Raw genomic sequence first — 18622 nt, 5'->3', positions numbered from 1 at the left:
CCAGTTGATGCGCGAGCCCGGTTCAGTGCCGGGTCGCTGAGCCCGCAACCTGCAATGACGACATCGACGCCAAGGTCGATGTCGACCCAGCCACGCCAGAGGGCTTCCAGTTGTACGGGGCCAATTCCTCGATCCGATTGATCGGGTGGTCGTTGATTCGCCCGAGCACATCGCTCAGGTAATCGTACGGGTTCACGCCGTTGGCCCGACAAGTCGCCAGTATGCTGTAGAACACTGCCGCGGCCTTGCCACCGGCCTCGGAACCGAAGAACAAATGATTCTTCCGAGCGATGGCCACTCTGCGAATGGCCCGTTCGATCAGGTTCGAATCCATCGCCAGATTGCCGTCGTCCACATAGCGTGTGAGCGCTTCCCAGTTCGACAGCGAATAGGCAATGGCCCGGCCCAGGGCCGACTTGGGCAGCACTTCGCCCGCCTTGGCCTGCAGCCAAAGCTGGTAATCGCGTAAAACGGGCGCCGATTCCTGCTGCCGTACCCGCCTTCGCTCGGATGGATCGGCATCGCGCAACGTGCGCTCGATCTCGTAGAGCTTGCGAATCCACGCCAGCGCCTGCGCGGCCACGCTCTCGTGGGCTGTCTGCGGCGACTCCTTGCGAAGCAGCCGGTAGATCTTGTAGAACATCCTGCGCGCATGCACATGACAAGCCACGTGCCGAACCTTGCCGCCGCGAAACAGCGCTGCCCAGCCCGAGTAATCGTCGGCCTGCAAATAGCCCGCGTAGTTGCCCAGCAGGGCCATCGGGTGGCGGCCAGCCCGGCTCGACGTGTAATCGTAGTAGATCACCTTGGGAACGTTCACCCACTGACCGTCGCGCAACATCGCTCCCGCACTGGCATACCCCCACAGCCGGACCGTCTTGGTGCGCTCCAGTTGTTTGCACAACTGCGGAAACGGCGTGTCGTCGCCGAAAATTACCGGCGCGCTCAGCAACTGCCGAGCGAATACCTCGTACAGGGGCAACATCAGCTTCGAGAGCCGAATCGTCCAGTCGCTCATCGTATTGCGCGAAATGCGCAGCCCGTGCATCGCGAACTCTTCCTCCAGCCGGTAGAACGGCAGGCCCGAGTCGAAGTGCGCCACGATGATGCGTGCCAGCAATTCCGGGCTCGCGTTGCTCTTCATCAGCGGGGACGCTTGGAATGTCGTGCCGCGCACCGTCGAGACGCCGTTCTTCACCAGCGCATAGCGCGGACACACATGCTCGACCACCGACATCTTGGCCGGGGTGTACTTGAGCGTGCGCGTGACTGTCTCGCCGATCACCGTCACCCGATCGTATTGCGACAGCTCCCGTTCCGGCATCGGATGCACGACGCGCTCGATCGGCAGATCGCTGGGCAGTGCCGGACGGCCCTTGCTGCGACGCTTGCGCTGATGCCCCTCCACCGGAATCGATAGATCCGGCTGCTGTGGCGGCAGCGGTGCCTCGTGCGCCTGATCGAAGATGTCCAGTTGCCACGCGCTCATGCGCTCGCGGCTCGCCCCGAACATCTCCTGCCGCGCATGGGTCAGTTTGGCCCGCATCTCGAGCAGCGCCTGCTGCGTCTTGGCCAGCACTTCGCTTTGCCCCTCGAGCCGTTCGCGCAGCAGTTCGATCTCGCACTGCTGCCGCTCGATCGTCGCATCGCGCTGCGCAATCGCGTTGAGCAATTCGGGAAGGCTCCACGCCCCCAATGCCATCGGCAAGGGTTGTTTCGAGGCGGGGACGTTGAGCGGTTGCATAGGTCAGCATTATCGCTGCGATCGACCCGCTCATGGGCATATCCTCGCGATTCATGCGACCACCGTTGCGTTCACAGCGCGTACGCGCCGGCGCACTCCGACGTCGATTCCTTCAAGCGACGTCGTGAGCTCCGCAAGCGAGATGCCGCGCTGAGCGATTGCAGCAAGATCGGCCAGCGAGCCGCTCTCGAATCGCTTCAATAGGAGCCAGAATCCGGCTCGGTCATACAGCAGAAGCTTCACGCGATCGCGTTTGCGATTGTGGAACGCGAAGACGGCTCGCGCAAGCGGATCGAGCTGCATCGACTGCTCGACCAGCGTGACGAGGCTGTTGATGCCGGCGCGGAAGTCGATCGGCTCGCGGTGCAGGTAGATCTGCAGGTCCGCGTCGAAGCGGAACATCAGCGTGCCCCCAACACTTCGATCATCGCCTTCACGAGAGCGCCATCGTGTGCGGCGCATTCGAACTGCAGCGTCACGCCGTTGGGCAACTGCGCCGATAGCCGGGCCGGCGTCGCTGTCTTCGCCGATTCGTATCTGTGCGACGTTCGCCGCACGCTCACCGGCTCGGGATTCGTGCGCACCGGCGCCACCTCGTTGACTGTGACGACTGGCACGAATGCCGATGGCAACGGCTCGTTGCTCGCCGTCGCAGCCGCGGCATTCGCGCGTTTGCGCAATTGAATCCACTTATGCAGCCGGTTCGCGTTCACGCCAGCCTTCAACGCAAGTCCGGCAATTGACGCGCCCGGCTGTAGGCTGGCTTCAATCAGCTTGCGCTTACGCTCGGCGTCAAACTTGCGCTTGCCCGCCGCGGTCACGCCGGTCACCCGCAGCGGAAGGAAATCAACTTCGTTCTGTGTCATCGGTTGCGTCCGCGAGTTGTAGTTGCGGACACAAGCCTGCGCTCGTTCAGCTTCCGATTCTAGGTGCGGTTAAATTCGCGCTTATGAAAACTGTTGGCGTGCGACGCAGTTTCACTGCGAATGAAATTACTCCTCTCCCGCCGCGAGCAGCAACATATTTACGCAGCGTCGCGAACGACCTACGCGCCCTCAAAGCTGAATTGCTTATTCACGGTCAGAGCCATGTCGCTGATGATCTCATTGGACAATTCCGTTGCCGCCTGCAGAGCCTCATCGACAGTCTGATTTGTAAACGAGTCGAGCAGCCGCTTCGCTTCACTTGGATCACGCGCGTACGTCTGCGAGTAACGCGTTTCGAACGTCTTTTGCCGCGTCGCGATTTCCACGGCGAAGGCATCGAAGCGACGTCGAACCAGCGGACCATACTTCGGAAAGTTCTGCATCGCGAGGGTCTGCAACCGGCGAAATGTCCAAAACGCCGAATGGTCATCGGCTGTTGCGCCGGCTCCCCGATATGACGCCGGTATCGACGCGCCTTCGTAGAAGGGCACGTAGACGCTGAGCGCCGACATGCCCAGGCTCAGATATTCGACGTTCGCAATCGGCGCCGGCAGGTTAGCTCGCGTCTGCAAGACATGCGACTGATAGGTGCGGAACACAGAGATGGGACGCGTCGTCGCAGCTGGATCGACGCGGCCGTATGGATCGTGGGCGGTTCCCTGAAAGTGATTCTGTAAGCTGTTCTCGATCTCGGCGACGCTGAGCAGATGATCTGGCCGCGCAAAGGTCGGAAAACGGTTGGCCGTCTGTTGCACGCCGGCAAGCGCGTGCGTATACCGCCCCTGTAGATATTCCACCCGGGGATAGTTGTATCCCGCATCCTTCTGCTCATCGCGCCCAAAAATCTCCCGGAAGTTGAAAGCCTGACCTCGCTTCGCACCGTACAACCCATGTTGCGCAGCCCATTGAGCGAGTCGTGGCGACGAAAGCACATTCTGTCGGTCATTCAGGTCGACCACGCCAAGTCTCGACTGATTGGCCGAGACAAAGTAGCTGTCGTCAGGGATACGTTGCGCGAGCCATTCGTGCCCGCCTGCGTTCTCGAGATACCAAGCTTCGCGCTTGTCGACAAATGCGACACCAAACCCCTCTGCTGATCCATATCGTTCGATCAGTTGCCCCAGCATCTGAACGCCGTCTCGTGCCGATTTGGCCTGTGGCAGGATGATGGTCGGAATGACCTCCTCGACGATGCCATCATCGGTGGCATACGGATCGACTTTTAGCGTCGCTTCGTTGCTAAAGATCGTCTCTGTCGCGGATACCCCGACACCAACATCGTTGAATCCTGACTCTTCAAATCCGGTGCCATTGGTGCGATGGTCCGGCGACCCGGTATACCCCATCAAATTGGCGGGCATCTGATACCAAAAGCGGTTTTCCAACTGGCTGCGCAACAAATAGCCGTTTCGACGCGGCGGATGATAAACGTAGTCCACCGCAACGTTGCCACTCACGCCGTCGACGCTGCGCGCGACTAAGATCGATCCATCGTTGGTCGCGTTCCGTCCGACAATGATCGTCGTGCATGCCATGCTCGCCTGCGCGCCGACACTGAGCGCCAAGCACAACGCCACAATTTTTTTCATAAATAGGTAATGTTTTCGAATAGAGCCGAAGATGGCCAAGCAAATGCGGTGACGACATGCTGCTCGATAAAGCGGCAGCGCCCCAAAACCCTGGTACCCACTGGAAGCTCTGGGGACAACGCGCGTTTTAGCTGCCCTCGGATTTCCGCCGCCTGCAGGTTCAGCTCGATGACGACATCGCAGAAATCGAAGAACGACCCCACGATGGGATAGAGGCATTTGAACAGTGCTTCTTTCGCCGAGAAAATGGCGGTCACGGTCATCGCGTCTTCTCGGCTCGACAGGGGGCGCCTCACACCGCGTTCTTCCTCGCATAGACAAAATCGCCGAATGTCCTCTACGGCTGCACCCTCGATGATGGGCTCAATATCGATACCGATACCGCATTGTCCCGGCGCATCAGCAACACGCATCTCGACTGCATCGCGCCGCGCGATCGCTACGCCAAGCAGCGCCGGCGAATGGCTGATGGTTCCAATGAAACCCGGCGGCCATTGCGGCGAGCGATCTAGCCCAACCCCCACCCTGCCCGTGGCGCTGCCATGCTCAAGCAGCAACTGTGCGGCAATCGCCCTACCCAGCCGAAACTCGCGTTCGCGCGCTGCCTCGCCCGTCAGCACAGGCTCCGTCGGCAACGCGACAATGCGCTGTCGGATACCCGGGATGCCCCACAGCGCGGGAAGTGCGATTTCCCGCACGGTAGGCAAACACACATCCCGAGCGCCGGGAGCTACGCGGACATTCATGGCTGCAGGGATGTGCCCGCGAAGCCGTTCAACAGAGACAGGCCCTGCTGCCACATGCCGAGATCGGCATCGGAGCCGATATGCCCCAGCCCCTCGAGAATGGTCAACTCACTCCCCCAGGCATCGGCGAATTGCTGGGCTCGCTCGAGCGACGCGAACTCATCCCCTTTGCTCACCACGACCATCGAACGAAACGGCAGCTTCTCGAGCGGGATCGGTGTGAATCCGGTCGTCCCGCGCGGGTAGGTCGGCGCCTCGATATCGCTGGGGCCGACCAAGAACGCGCCCGCGATCTCGCGCGGATAGCGTTGCGCCCATTTGCTCACGAAAGGACAGGCCAGGCTGTGCGCCACTAGCACAACGTCATCGCCACACTCGGAGACGGCTCGTTCGAGCGTTTCGACCCAATCATCGCAATGCGGGGTGTCCCAATCGGATTGCTCGACCCGTCGAACGTTCGAAAAGCGCCGCTCCCAATGCGTTTGCCAGTGTTTCTCGCCGGAGTTATAGAGCCCGGGAAGGGTCAAAAAGGTAAGAGATTTCGGCATTGCGTCCTCGGTTTGCATTAGCTGAACAACAGTTAAATCAAGGCGAACGATCTGAGCATGACGTAAAAGACGGCAACGCCGACGATCACGGACAGCAGCAGCCTTTGCGTGACGCGCATCATCACAAAGGTGACTAGGCCGCCGATGAGGTACGGATTGAAGGCATCGAGTTTGATGACTTCATCGGGCGCGACGATGCCCGGCACGAAGATCGCGGCCAGTATCGCCGGCGGCACATATCCAAGAAGAACGCGCACGCCGCCAGGAAGATCTCGGTTCCGCCACAACGTGAGCGGAAGAAAGCGAGGAAGGAAGGTGCTCAAAGCGAGCGCAGCGAACAACGTGTACAGCATCATGACTCCTCTGTTACCGTCTTTCGGACACAAATCAACCTGTCCAAGCCTGCCCCGGCCGCGACGCCAACAAGCGTCGATACGAGCAGCCCAATGTGGTAAGGCCAGGACAACGTCAGCAGCGCAGCGACGGCTGCCACGGTGCAGGCCGTCATCGCGCTGCGACTCGATAGCGTCGATGCCAACATCGCTCCGAATACCGCTACCAACGGAAAATCCAATCCAGCGCGCAGGTGGGTTGCGATAGTCTCGCCCAACGATGCGCCAATAACCGTAGCCAGGATCCATCCGCCATACATCGCACCCGATACGCCGAGATAAAACCATCGCCAGCGCCGCGGTGCGTAGGCGGAATGCGCCGGCACGGTCATGACCATGAAGACGGCATCGATCAAACCGAAGCCCAATACGACACGCCAGATCGTAGACAGCTGCCGTACCTTTGCGCGCAGGGAAAGGCCGTACATCACCATTCTCAAGCTCAAGGTCAGGCTCGTGCAAATCACGACGGCTGGCGCCGCATGAACCTGAATGAGCTTGAACGCGAGGAACTGCGCAGTGCCGGAATTGAGCAATGCGGCCAGCGCTGTCGTTTGGCCGATACTAAGTCCACTTGCCACTCCCAGTGCGCCGCCGACCAAACCCATCGGAAACGCCGAAGCAAGAAGCGGCAACGATGCAGCCGCGCCAGCGCGAAGATGCGCCGATCGTGAGCCGGGCCGCTGATCCAAGATGTCTTCGGCCGCTAGATCATGTACGTTCATCATCGTGTTTCGCTTAGGCGGTGGTAGAAATGGCGACACTGCGGTCCCGGAGCGCATCGGCAATCAAACGCGACACCTCTTCAGGACGGGAACGACAGAAATAGTGGCCGCCATCAGGTAGGCGGATCATGCGCAGCTCATCGCACACTGACTCCCAACGCGTGAAGGTTTGCTGATAGCCTTTCGTGAGCGGATCATCATCGGCGAAGACAACGGTCAGAGAGAACAAACGCCGTTCGCGCGAAGCAGCGATGTTGGCCAAATAGCGGTTCGCCGTACTGGAATCGTGCCGGAATAACGAGACTAGGCGATCGGCATGCGACGCTGCCAGCTCAGCCAATTCGGTATGCCCGGTCTCTCTGACCATCCAGGACAGCACATCAGCATTCGTCATGCCACTCATCGTGGCGATGCCAGCCTCCACTTCTTCGCTGGACTGCAACAGCTTGCCCCCAATGAACACGTGCGCCACTGCATGGCCTGCTTTATCGAGCTCGCATTCGACAGCGAGCGCCAACGCCGCACCCACGCAATGCCCCCACAACACCACCGGGGTATCGATGTTCGCCCGAATTTCCTCCGCGATCCGCTGCGCAGTCGCTTCGATGTCAAGCAACGCGCTCAGCTCGCCCACGAGCTCGTGGCCGGGCAAGTCGACCCCATACGCGGACAAGGGCAGGTCTTGATGGTGAAGCGCCTGCGCCAGCGATTGAAAACTCGCGCTGCTGCCCCCGGCGTAAGGCAAGAAGACGACGCTAGCTTTGGCGTGCGGTCGGGTGGTCAGACCGACCAGCGAGGAAGCGCGAGAGGCGCTATCCCGGCCTAACATCTCCGCCAGCGCTCTGATCGTCGGATTCGCCATTAGATCGGCCAATCTGATGGCGCCGTCGAGCATCAGCACGACTCGGATCGCCATCAGCGAATTTCCGCCGATGTGGAAGAAGTTGTCGTCGACCCCGATATCAGCGGCGGGCCTTTTCAGAAGCTGAGCCCAAACCGCCGCAATCCGCTGTTGCTCCGCGGTGAGCGTGCGAGCGGTACGGCTCGGGGCGGTACCCGGCGCTCTGACCCGACGCTCTCCGAGCACCCTATTGCGCTCGCGGCCAAGCACCTCGTCCACTGGGCCCGCAATGTCTAGCGTCCAATCCGGCAGCCAACGGGCTGCGACCCCTGTCTTCGCCGCAGCTCCCCCCTCCTCGCGGCTGACCATCAGCTCGCCGTAGACGCCCATCGGCGCAGCTACGCCGTAGCGGTCCACGATCGCGATCGAATCGACATGGCGCAAGACTTCGCGAGGCCCCGAGTAAGACGACCGAGCATCGCATTGCTCAGCGGCTGCTCGCTTCATACGTGCCAATTCCGAGGGTGCAACCAGCGCGTCCGGGCGGTGCTTGGCCGCGACGTTTTCGGTCATCGATTCGAACGCTCGTCGATACAAGCCCGCCATTGAGACCATTTGGTCGGGCGAGAACACTTGGTCGTGGTAGTGCAAGCTGAGGCGGACGTCATCGGTAAAGAAATGGCGCGAAAACTCCGCCCGGACGACAAATTCCGTTTCCGAGTTCGCACGCACGTCCAACAACGAAAACTCCGGCAGCTTTTTCAGCTCTTTGAGGCGATAAAAGTGGGTGTAGTTAAACGCTGTCTCGAACAGGTGCTCTCTAATGCCCAAGTCTTGCTTCATTTGCGCCATCGGATAACGGCGGTGCGGCAGCAAGGCGCCTTCCGCCTCGAACACCTTGCGCACGAGTTCTTCCCACGTGCAGTCCTCGACATCGATTCCGAACGGCACCGTGTTCAAGAACAGGCCCACGGCTTCGGTCGCGTCGACATGCTCCGGCCGCCCGCTTTGTTCATACCCCGTCGACACGAAGTCGCTATTGGTCAGCACACTCAAGACTTTCAAGTGCGCAGCCATCAGCACTGTCTTGACTGGCACCCCAAGTTGGTCCGCAAGGCTCACGATTCGATTTGAAAGCGCTCTCGGAATATCGACGTCGTGGAAAATGACTTTAGGAACGACGCGTTCGTTCGGATCGGTCGGCTGCTGCGAGCAGCGCGGCAGTCGCGTGAATGTCGTGCCCTCTATCGCATTGCGCCAAAAGCGCCGATCTTGGCCGGAGCGCAGCGCGGCTTGTTCGAGCGCGATGAATTCGCGGAAGAAGTTATCGATCTTCGGTACTTCGCGACGCTGCCCCGAAAGCGTTGCGTGATACGCATCGAACAGCTGCGTGTGAACGAGCGTGATACTCCACCCGTCCAAAGCCGAATTGTGCTGTGTCAACGTATAGCGGAACAGATTGTCCGACAGGACATGGACGTGGAAGCGAACTAGTCCGGGCTGCTCCCAAGCGAACCGCCGGCTTCGCTCCTTGGCGGCCCACTCCTGAAAGCGCGATTCCTGCTCGGCCTGGTCGAAACTGCGCAGATCGATCACTTCCAACGGCAACGGCATGTCCTTATGGACAATCTGGATGGGAACCTCGTATCCCGTTAGGTGATAGCTGGTCCGCAAAATCGGATTACGCTTGACGACGCTATGCACAGCCCTTTCGAACGCAGGCCGATCGAAGCGCGTCTCGATCATATAGCTCAGGATGTCGTGATATTGCGACGTACCGAACGTCAGCTCGTTTTCGAATATCAAGCCTGTCTGCAGCAAGGCCAACGGATAAGCATCTTCTGCCGATGCGGGGACGCGCGCCCTGTCGACGTCTTGCAGCAATGCAAACGGCTCACGTCCAGCCTCGGGCGCCAACGAATCGACTTGCTCCAGCACTTGCGCCAGCGCGGCGATCGTCGGATGGCTAAAGAGCTGCTGGAAAGTAAAGCGCAACCCGTGCCGCCGTGCTTTCGCCAAGACGGTGACAAAGTGGATCGAGTTTCCGCCTAACGAGAAGAAGTTGTCGTGAATGCCGACTTTGGGCGCATTCAATACCTCGCACCAGACCGCGGCCAAAGCCTGCTCCACGGCATTGCGCGGCGCCACGTAGGCATGTTGGTCACGCTGCGGCAAAGGCAGTGCCTTTCGGTCGAGTTTTCCATTCGGTGACAGCGGGAACGCATCGAGACGGATCAGACTCGACGGCACCATGTACTCGGGCACCGCCTGTGCGACAAAACGCAGGAGCGATTCGGAATCGACATCGGCGCCCGTCACGTAGGCACAGAGCTCTGCCTCGCGGCCACCGAGCGCATGCGCGATCACGAAGGCGTCGCTTACAGACGGATGCCGACGCAACTGCGCCTCGATCTCACCGAGCTCGATCCGGTATCCGCGAATCTTGACCTGATTGTCGATGCGCCCCAGGTATTCGATCTCGCCTCGCCCGTTCCATCGCGCCAGATCGCCTGTCCGATAGATACGCGCCTCGTCCTCGAATGGATTTTCGACGAATCGCTCGGCAGTCAGCTCTGGCCTGTTGTGATAGCCCCGAGCCAAGCCCACGCCGGCAATGACGAGTTCTCCCGGAACCCCGATCGGTTGCTTGCGCAGTTGTCTGTCGACCACATACAGCCGGATGTTATCGATCGGCTTGCCGATAGGCACAGTCCCGGCGCTTACGTCGGGAACGCACACATGATGTGACACGTCGACCGTCGCTTCCGTCGGACCGTACAGATTGATCAGCTTGGGACTGCCAGCCTGAAGCAGCGCGTAAAACGATTGCACATGATGCACGCCCAATGCTTCGCCGCTTGCGAATACGCGGGCAATGGATCGCAGTCGAGGAGCCGCCTGGGTCGCATCGACATACTCGAGAAAAGCATTCAGCATCGACGGCACGAAGTGCAACGTGGTCACACCGTCCTTTTCAACCGTGTCGATAATCGCCTCGGGGTCCTTTTCCCCACCCGGCGCAAGCAGCGAAACCGTCGCGCCGACGAAGCTCCACCAGAAGAGCTCCCACACGGATACATCGAACGAGATCGGCGTTTTTTGCAGGATGACATCGCCTGCCTTCAACGGATACGCCTTTTGCATCCACTCGATTCTATTCATCGCGGCGTGGTGCTCGACCAGCACGCCTTTTGGCATGCCGGTCGAGCCCGACGTATAGATTGCATACGCAACGTTTTGGGCGTTGCCGAGCGGCGCAGGCGCCGAGGTTTGGGAGGTGTAGGACGCCGGATCTCGCAAGTCGATAATGTTCCGCTCGACCTTCAAGTCCGGCACGAGTTCCGGATGGGCAAGTACGACCGATACCGCACTGTCCTCCAAGACATACTCGATGCGCGAGCGCGGATATCCGGGATCGATGGGTAAATAGGCGCCGCCCGCTTTAACCACCGCGTGAATCGCGACCAGCATCTCGATCGAGCGCTGTGCGATCACGGCGACCAATTGGTCGGGCCTGACTCCCGCGGCCCTGAGCGTATGCGCAAGCCGATTTACCCGCTCGTCGAATTCGCGATAGGTCATTCGCTTGTCGCCGCAAATGACCGCGACCGCGTCGGGCGTTCTTTGTGCCTGTTCGGTCAGCACTTGGTCAAGACGCACGGTGCTTCGATAAGCGGCTTGCGTCGCGTTCGATTGTTCGATCACGCGCGCGTCCGCGTCGTTGTCGAGCGCGATCGCGCTCATGGCACGATCGGCGTCGGCGAGACTCGACGCCATTTGCAACTCCAAATGACCAACCAAGCGCGAGACTGTCTCGGGTTGATACATCCGAGCGTCAAAGTCGATATGCCAATGCCAGCGGCCCCCATCGCCGTGAATTGCCACCACGATCGGGACCCCTTCGACAGGGTGTCGGTGACGCAACCTTGCGGTCTCGTCGTCGATTGCGATGTCGACTGCGATGTCGAAGAACGGATGCATATGCTCTTCGACCGTCAGTCCAACTTCGTCAACCAACAGGCTGATCGGGCAATCCTGATTGGCCACGGCAGCGCCGTATTCCTGGTGGACCGTCGCAAGCAGTTCGCGAAGCGATGCGCCTGGCGATACGGGGATATAAATCGGTAACCAGGTTGCGAGCGGGACCTCGTCCACGGCCGAGAAATTGGCCGGCGATCCCATCGGGATGTGGTTGAGCCCTGCGTAGCGAGAAGCCAGGACTGCAACTTGAGCCGCTAGCAGAATCCGCATGGCGGCCGGTTGTTTCGATGTTGCCGCCGCTAGGCGTTCGGCCACCGATGCGTCAAGTTCTCGCTGGTATCGGCCACGGCTCGGTTCTCCTCGTGGTGCTTGATCCTGCGGAAAGCGAGCCTTCTGGAGGCTGCCGGCTACGCGCTCTGCCCAAAATGCCATTTCGCGGCGACGGCGGGCAGCAGCGACCTTCAGATGACCCAACGCTTCAATCGATTGCATAGTTTGATGGACTCACTCCCCGACGCCGGGGATTTTGGTAAAAGGGGTGGCGCTACCACGCGTGACGCGATTCGATCCTCGCGATTCGAACAAATCATCGCATCGCGTTTATTGCAAAGCGCGGCAGCGGATGCGGCTTATAACGTGAAACTGATAGACGGTAGGCGCGACGTGCCGGCAGGATCGGCCTCCTCCAGCCCGACGGCCGGATCGGCCAGCAGCGCGGACATACCGCGGTCTCCATTGCGAATCATCACGTCGACGATCGACAGCCAGTGCTCGGCAAATCGCTCAACCGTGTCAGGGTTGAACAACTGCGCGTTGTATGTCCAGATCGCCGAGAACTCACACTCACCGATTTCGATCTGCAAATTCAGGTCGAACAGAGAGGCACCCGTATATTCCGGGCGCCACGCGACCGGGGAGCCCCAAAATCGCCCCTCTGACATGCCGGTGTTTTGCATTGCAAACATCGAATCGAACAATGGGTGCCGATCGAAAGTTCTATTCGCGGCGTATTGTTCGACGAGTCGCAGGAAGGGGTAGTCCTGGTGGTCGAGGCACGTATTGATTTTTCGCGCGCTGCGCATCACCCAGGCTGAAACCGTTTGCGTCTGCGCATGACCTACTACGTCCAGGCGGAGGCAAACCGTGTTGACGAATAGGCCGGCAATATGCTCGGAACCCGGCATCGAGCGGCCGGCGGCAGCCGTACCTATCGTCGGTTTGGCTTCGCCCGTAACCGACGCCAGCCACAGCGCGTATGAGCAAAGCAAAACGCTATACGGGGTGACACGATGCGTGAGTGCAAACTGCTGGACGCGTGCGGTCAAGCCCGCGCCCAACGAAAAGCGCCACGCACCGCCACGCCAATCTCGCACCGGCGCTCTTGGATAATCTGTCGGCAAATCGGACGGCGCACTCCAATCCCCGAACTCCGCTTTCCAGAACGTCTCGTTGCGTGCGGTCCGCTCTGCACCGTGTCCGCTTGTCATCCAATCGATATATCGATCGAACGATGCGTCGTTGAAGGGGCGATCGTCCTTTGACCCGGCTCGGCTTTCGACGATCGAGCTGTCCGCCTCATCGACGGCTGGACCATAGGCGTCGCTCAAGTCGCGAAGCAGGGTCGCGATCGATTTCCCATCGACAATGATGTGATGAAAGTCGCAGAACACACGCGTACCGCTGCCGTCGCTCACCACGGCGAAACGCCAGAGCGGCGCCGACGTCAGATCGAACGGGCGCACCCATCGCCTCGCCCATTCTCGATACGCGTCAGGCGACGCTGCCCTCGCCGGCGCCCCATCCTCGAGCTCGGCGACCTCCAGATCGGCTTCGAGGTGAAGCTGCACATGCCTCACGACGTTGCCGTCTTCCGTTGTGAACGAAGTTCGCATCGTCTCATGGCGGTCGACGACGCTTTGCAAAGCATCACGTAGGCGCGCTGTATCGATGCGCCCGCGGGGGACCACGATCTCAAGCGGAAGGTTGTACGCCGTCGATTGCGGAAACTTCGCCTGCTCGACGAATATCTGCTTTTGCGCAATCGAAGCCACGCGTCGCCCGCCTACGACGGCGCCGGGCCATCCCGCCCGCCCTTCCGTTGCACACGGAAAAGGGTATCCGGTAAGCGCGGGTGCCGCGCCGAGCACAGACGCGAATTGCTCCAGACTGTCGCTGTTCAGAATATCGCTCGCCATGCAGCGGCGCTGACACTGTGCCTCTAGACGGGACGCGAGCAGGGCGGCCGTGAGCGAACTGCCACCCAAAGCCAAGAAATTCGCTGACGCACTGATGTCCGTGCGCGCCAACAAGGCAGTCAGTTCACGCATGACAACGCTTGTCAGGTCATGGCGATCGGCGTTCGGATCGAGCGTGGTGGCCATGTTTGATGCGGCTGGGCCGACTCGCGTTGCACAATGCTCCAAGAGCAGGCGTCGATCGACCTTCCCGTTCGCGGTCAGCGGCATGACGTCCAGTTGCTCGAAATTCGACGGCACCATATGCGGCGGTAGTCGCTTGCGCATCAAGTCACGCAGGACTGCCGTGTCGATCTCGACGGGCGCCTTGAAATACGCCGTGAGAGTGGGATCCCCGTGGCTACCGACTTTCCTGGAAAGCACCAAGGCTTCCTCTATCTCCGCCGCAGCAAGCAGTTGCCTTTCGATCTCGCCGATCTCGACACGCAGCCCTCGGATCTTGATTTGGTGATCGCGGCGCCCGATGAAATCCAGGACACCGCTTTCGCGCCACGACACGATGTCCCCGGTTCGATAGAGCGTCTCGCCCCCGAGCCCATCCACCGTCACGAACGATGCGGCCGTCTGTTCAGGTTTGTGCAAATAGCCCGGACCGATACCCGCACCACCCACATAGAGTTCACCGGGCACGCCGATCGGCTGCACCTGCCGGTGCCGGCTGAGCACGTAGGCCGTTGTGTTGGAAATGGGCTTGCCGATGGGAATGTCTAGCGCGTCTTCGTCACTGACGATATGCGCGGTGGAAATGACGGAGTTTTCCGTCGGCCCGTATGCGTTGATGACGGTCAGTTCGGGACACAGACGCCTCACCGACTGAACCTGCTTTGATGGAATAACGTCACCGCCCACGACGATCGAACGGAAGTGCCGAAAGACCCCCGGCGACTCGTTGGACATCATCGCAAAGAGCGACGAGGTCAACAGCCCCGTATTGCATCGGCGCCGAGCAACGAAATCTTCGAACAAACGCGGACTGAGCAAAGCGTCGCGATCGATCACATGCAGCTCGCCGCCGTTCAGCAGCGCGCCCCAGATTTCGAAGGTCGCGGCGTCAAATCCGATCGCACCTGCTTGCAGCATTCGCGTGTCTTCGTCGAGTTCGACGTAGTCGGCGCCGCGCACCAACCGGACTACGCCTCGGTGCGTGACCAACACGCCCTTTGGCGTCCCGGTTGTTCCCGAGGTGTACATGATGTACGCCGGATCGTCGGGTAGCGAGATGGAACGCGACAGCAAATCGTCGACTGATGCGGGCGATAACAGCCCTATACTCCGACGGTCCGCCCGCGATACGCAGCCACTAAACGTCCCATCGGACGTCATATTGCTGCTTAGCGCATCCCCGGTTTCACCAGACACAAGCAATACCCTTGCACGGGTGTCCTCGAGGTAATAGCGCACGCGTGCTTCAGGATAGCTCGGATCGATCGGGCAGTAGACGCCGCCGGCAATGAGAACGGCCAATGTGGCGACGACCATCGACGCATCGCGTTCCATGAGTAGCGCGACCGGGTCTCCTTTGGTCACCCCCATGGTGATGAGGTGTTGCGCCAGATTACACGCTTGCTGCATCAAAGCCCCGCGGCTCAACGTTACATCGTTGTCGCCGAGCGCCGTCCTTGCCGCGTCCTTACGCACCCATTGCGCGACGAGGTCGATGAGCGTCCGATCCGCTGGATACTCGCGCGCCGTGTCATTGAAGCGGATCACGCGCGCCCGTTCTTCTGCGGAAATCGCCGATATCGCAGCGATCGGGACACGCCGGCCCTGGGTTAACGCGCGCATCATCGATTGCAGCAGGTCCAGATGTCTACGTGTAATCGTGCTCGGCGACGTTGTCATGCAGTGCAACGTCCATACCCCGTTGCCCCCCTCGCTCGCACGTAGCCACCAATGCGGCTCAGCGCTCGTTGCCGGTTCAGCGGATGGCGCGCGTATGCAATAGCCCGTTTCGCACCCATACAGGGCTACGTCATGTCCAAGCGGTGAGTGATGCGCGTCGACGTTTCCGGCGCGGCTTGCTTCGATCAGCCGCGCACTCGTCGCCGCCGCGAAGGTCTGCCACTGGACGTGCGGATTGAAGAGCGATGTATAGACGAAATCACGCGTGTCTCTCACCCGCACGCTAACTTCGTCTTGGTCCACCACTTGATGCAAGAGCAGCAGCCAGCCCGAGAAAATCAAATGATCGATCGAGACGTCGATTTCCGTGCTCAGACTCGCCAATTCACGCGCGAGGTCCGCTTCGATTTCAAGATCATATTGCCGGCTCTTAAGTTTCATATCGATCGACATTCTCTCTAGCGATAGCCCAGAATCACTATTTTGCTTTGAACTGTCTTCATCCGACTTCAAGACAGACGTGATGACGTTTAATCCCATTTCGATAAAGGAAAACTCAAGGCTTTCGTTGGATGAGCATGCGCATCGGTCGACAAACCAATGCGAAAGCGCGGCTGGACGCCTCGCATTCACGTGAGTCTGAGTCTTGCGCTACGTGTCGCACTGATGTGCGCAGGTAGAACATTACCGGATGCGTTGCGCCTAGGCATGCCGGTAAGAAAAATTCGCAAAGGGTTAGAAGCGCGCATGCGATGTTTCGCCTCGCCTCTGCCGCGCGCGGCCAATCAGCGCGCGAACGCCTCCATCGCCCCATGCAGGTCTTCGATCAGTAAATCGCAATTTTCGAGACCGATCGACAGCCTAATGATCGGACGCTGGGTCAGCACAAAAGGCCTATCACGCTGCAATGACTCGGGAAAGAATGCTGCGAGGCTGTGAACCCCTCCCCAGCTCGCGCCGATACTGAATCTGCGTAGCCGCGAAAAGAATTCGGCGTACGCAGTATCGGCGGCGGGTCGCATGATGATCGACATGAGACAGCCGTGACCGGTGAACCAGGTCTTCCAGCGCTCGTGGCCTCGACTGCCGGGTAATGCCGGAAACAGAACCTCGTCGACCGTCTTTTGCTCGGAGAGCCACCGCGCCACACGCAACGCAGAAGCAGCTTGTGCTGAAAATCGCAGCTCGAAAGTCTCTAGTCCCCGCAACGCAAGGAAACAATCGTCAGGACTGGCCTGCTGACCCAGTACATCCTGCGCGTCTCGCAGGCTGGCGTAGTGCGCGTACGAGCGAGTCGATACGGCTCCAAGCAATAGATCGGAATGACCGCCGATATACTTGGTGGCGGCCTCGATGGCGAAGTCGACACCAAGATCGAGCGGCTTTAGCCCAAGAGGGCTGGCCCAGGTGTTGTCCATCATGGTGAGGACCCCAGCGCGCCGCGCGATGTCCACCACCGTCGGGATATCGGCAATCTCCATCGTCACGCTACCAGGCGCTTCCAGACAGATCATCCTGGTGTTGCTGCGGATCAGCCCGCTCATTTCCGCTGCGATCGACGGATCGAAAATCTGCACGTCGACACCTAAATTTGCGAGCCACCGCGAGACGAATGACTGCAATGCGCCGTAGCATGACGCCGACACGAGCAGATGGTCGCCCGCGCGCACGAAACTCATCAAGGTCGTCATCAATGCCGCGGCACCCGACGGCACAGCAATGCAGTGCCCCCCTCCCTCCAGTTGAGCAATGCGACGCTCGAGCTCGCGCGCGGTCGGCGTGCCCGTCACACCGTAACTGAATCCATCGGGCTGCCGATCCTTACGCTGAACGAATTCTTCGAGGGAGTCGAATACGACAGTCGAGGCGCGATGCACGGCGGGAGAAAGACTTTGAAATATTTCGTCCAGCACGCGGCATTTATCCGATCGTTTTTTCATGTGCGAGTTGGAATAATCTTTGGCCACCTTCCATATTCCACGCGACTCTTGCGAGCGGTTAGCAATCGACGATACTATCAGGCCCTGCCACGATAAATTACGCCGTTTCTTAGTTTTCACACGCGGTAATTTTTCTTAACCGAGAAGGACGATGCTAGACCGAGGTCAGTTGGAAGCATTTGCCGCGATCGTCGAACACCAAAGCTTCGACCGCGCGGCCAGCGCCCTTAATGTCACGCGCAGCGCCATTTCGCAACGGATAAAGGCGTTAGAAGAAGCGTTATGCGCAGTGCTATTGATCCGTGAACGCCCCGTTTTGCCTACGCGTGTGGGCGAGATCGTGCTTCGCCATGTCAACGCTGTCCGCTTACTCGAACAGGAGATTTATCTTCAGGTTACGCCGGACGACAAGCGGCGCGAACGCGTGCGCTTGGCGGTCGCGATCAATGCAGACTCGCTCGCCACTTGGTTCGGGGATTGCTGCAAAGCGATGCTAGAGGCATTGCCTGTCGCGCTCGAAGTGCTCGTTGAAGACCAGAACCATACTTGGCCGATGCTGTTACGCGGCGAGGTCGTGGGCTGTGTTTGCGCCGAACCGAAACCCGCGCCGGGATTCGAGGCAATCTATCTGGGGGCGATGGAGTATCGGTGCGTATCGACGGCGGCCTTCGCGGACGCACATTTCCCAGATGGTTTGCGAGTGCGGGAAGCGATTGCGGTGCCTGCCATCCTGTTCAATCGTAAGGACTCTTTGCACGACGACTTCCTGAAGCGTTTGCTGGGTGTCGAGATAGAGCGGTACGTCAAACATTACTTCCCATCGCCGGTGGCGCTGCTAAACGCGATTCAAACGGGAAGCGGCTACGGGATCGTTCCTGCGGGTCAGGTGAAGGCGCAACTGGAATCGGGCGAGTTGATCGACCTTGCCCCTTCGCTCCCTTTGCGGGTCCCGCTCTATTGGCATCATTGGCGACAGGAACCGCCGCTGGCTCGGCGCGTTACCGAGTTCATTGCGGGAGCGGCAAAGGTCGCTTTGCTAGCCGAGACGCCAGACGGCTTGAGCGGCGATTGACATCGGGGATACTCGCGACAA

The 18622-nt window shown here is 59.9% G+C and carries 12 protein-coding genes; 1 reads left to right on the top strand and 11 read right to left on the bottom strand.

Going from position 1 to position 18622, the window contains the following annotated elements; all coding sequences use genetic code 11:
* Positions 1-22: 22 nt before the first annotated feature.
* The 11 genes from tnpC to C0Z19_RS18600 form a co-directional block, all read right to left on the bottom strand.
* On the bottom strand, positions 23-1744 hold the full coding sequence (gene tnpC, locus C0Z19_RS18650; protein WP_102611316.1) for an IS66 family transposase: 1722 nt from the start codon (positions 1742-1744) through the stop codon (positions 23-25).
* Between the two features lie 51 nt (positions 1745-1795).
* Positions 1796-2146, bottom strand: a complete 351-nt coding sequence (tnpB, locus tag C0Z19_RS18645) for an IS66 family insertion sequence element accessory protein TnpB (RefSeq protein ID WP_158243024.1) — start codon at positions 2144-2146, stop codon at positions 1796-1798.
* The gene (gene tnpA / locus C0Z19_RS18640; RefSeq protein ID WP_102611314.1) at positions 2146-2610 is read right to left on the bottom strand and encodes an IS66-like element accessory protein TnpA; all 465 of its coding nucleotides are present in this window, start codon (positions 2608-2610) and stop codon (positions 2146-2148) included. The genes tnpB and tnpA overlap by 1 nt, the downstream gene beginning before the upstream one ends.
* A 179-nt stretch (positions 2611-2789) precedes the next feature.
* Positions 2790-4259: a C69 family dipeptidase gene (locus C0Z19_RS18635; RefSeq protein WP_102611313.1), complete on the bottom strand. Its 1470-nt coding sequence runs from the start codon at positions 4257-4259 to the stop codon at positions 2790-2792.
* The gene (locus C0Z19_RS18630) at positions 4256-4957 is read right to left on the bottom strand and encodes a 4'-phosphopantetheinyl transferase family protein (protein ID WP_233196198.1); all 702 of its coding nucleotides are present in this window, start codon (positions 4955-4957) and stop codon (positions 4256-4258) included. Before C0Z19_RS18630 ends, C0Z19_RS18635 begins: the two co-directional genes overlap by 4 nt.
* 44 nt (positions 4958-5001) lie before the next feature.
* Positions 5002-5553, bottom strand: a complete 552-nt coding sequence (locus tag C0Z19_RS18625) for an RBBP9/YdeN family alpha/beta hydrolase (RefSeq protein WP_102611347.1) — start codon at positions 5551-5553, stop codon at positions 5002-5004.
* Between the two features lie 32 nt (positions 5554-5585).
* Positions 5586-5894, bottom strand: coding sequence for an AzlD domain-containing protein (locus tag C0Z19_RS28295; RefSeq protein WP_158243022.1), 309 nt, complete (start codon positions 5892-5894; stop codon positions 5586-5588).
* Positions 5895-5905: 11 nt separating this feature from the next.
* The gene (locus C0Z19_RS18615; RefSeq protein WP_158243021.1) at positions 5906-6673 is read right to left on the bottom strand and encodes an AzlC family ABC transporter permease; all 768 of its coding nucleotides are present in this window, start codon (positions 6671-6673) and stop codon (positions 5906-5908) included.
* Between the two features lie 10 nt (positions 6674-6683).
* On the bottom strand, positions 6684-11984 hold the full coding sequence (locus C0Z19_RS18610) for a non-ribosomal peptide synthetase (RefSeq protein WP_102611310.1): 5301 nt from the start codon (positions 11982-11984) through the stop codon (positions 6684-6686).
* A gap of 137 nt (positions 11985-12121) precedes the next feature.
* Entirely contained in the window at positions 12122-16030 is a 3909-nt protein-coding gene (locus tag C0Z19_RS18605; RefSeq protein WP_158243020.1) for a non-ribosomal peptide synthetase, read from the bottom strand.
* Between the two features lie 344 nt (positions 16031-16374).
* Positions 16375-17649: a trans-sulfuration enzyme family protein gene (locus C0Z19_RS18600; protein WP_332882218.1), complete on the bottom strand. Its 1275-nt coding sequence runs from the start codon at positions 17647-17649 to the stop codon at positions 16375-16377.
* A 31-nt stretch (positions 17650-17680) separates the two neighbouring features.
* On the opposite strand from C0Z19_RS18600, the gene argP reads away from it, so the two are divergent.
* On the top strand, positions 17681-18601 hold the full coding sequence (gene argP / locus C0Z19_RS18595) for an HTH-type transcriptional regulator ArgP (RefSeq protein ID WP_102611308.1): 921 nt from the start codon (positions 17681-17683) through the stop codon (positions 18599-18601).
* Positions 18602-18622: the final 21 nt, after the last annotated feature.

Origin of the sequence: Trinickia soli, from assembly GCF_002879855.1 — a bacterium.
GTDB classification, from domain to species: domain Bacteria; phylum Pseudomonadota; class Gammaproteobacteria; order Burkholderiales; family Burkholderiaceae; genus Trinickia; species Trinickia soli.
Note: the sequence above shows the minus strand (reverse complement) of the source record. Positions and strands in the feature narration are given on the sequence as shown.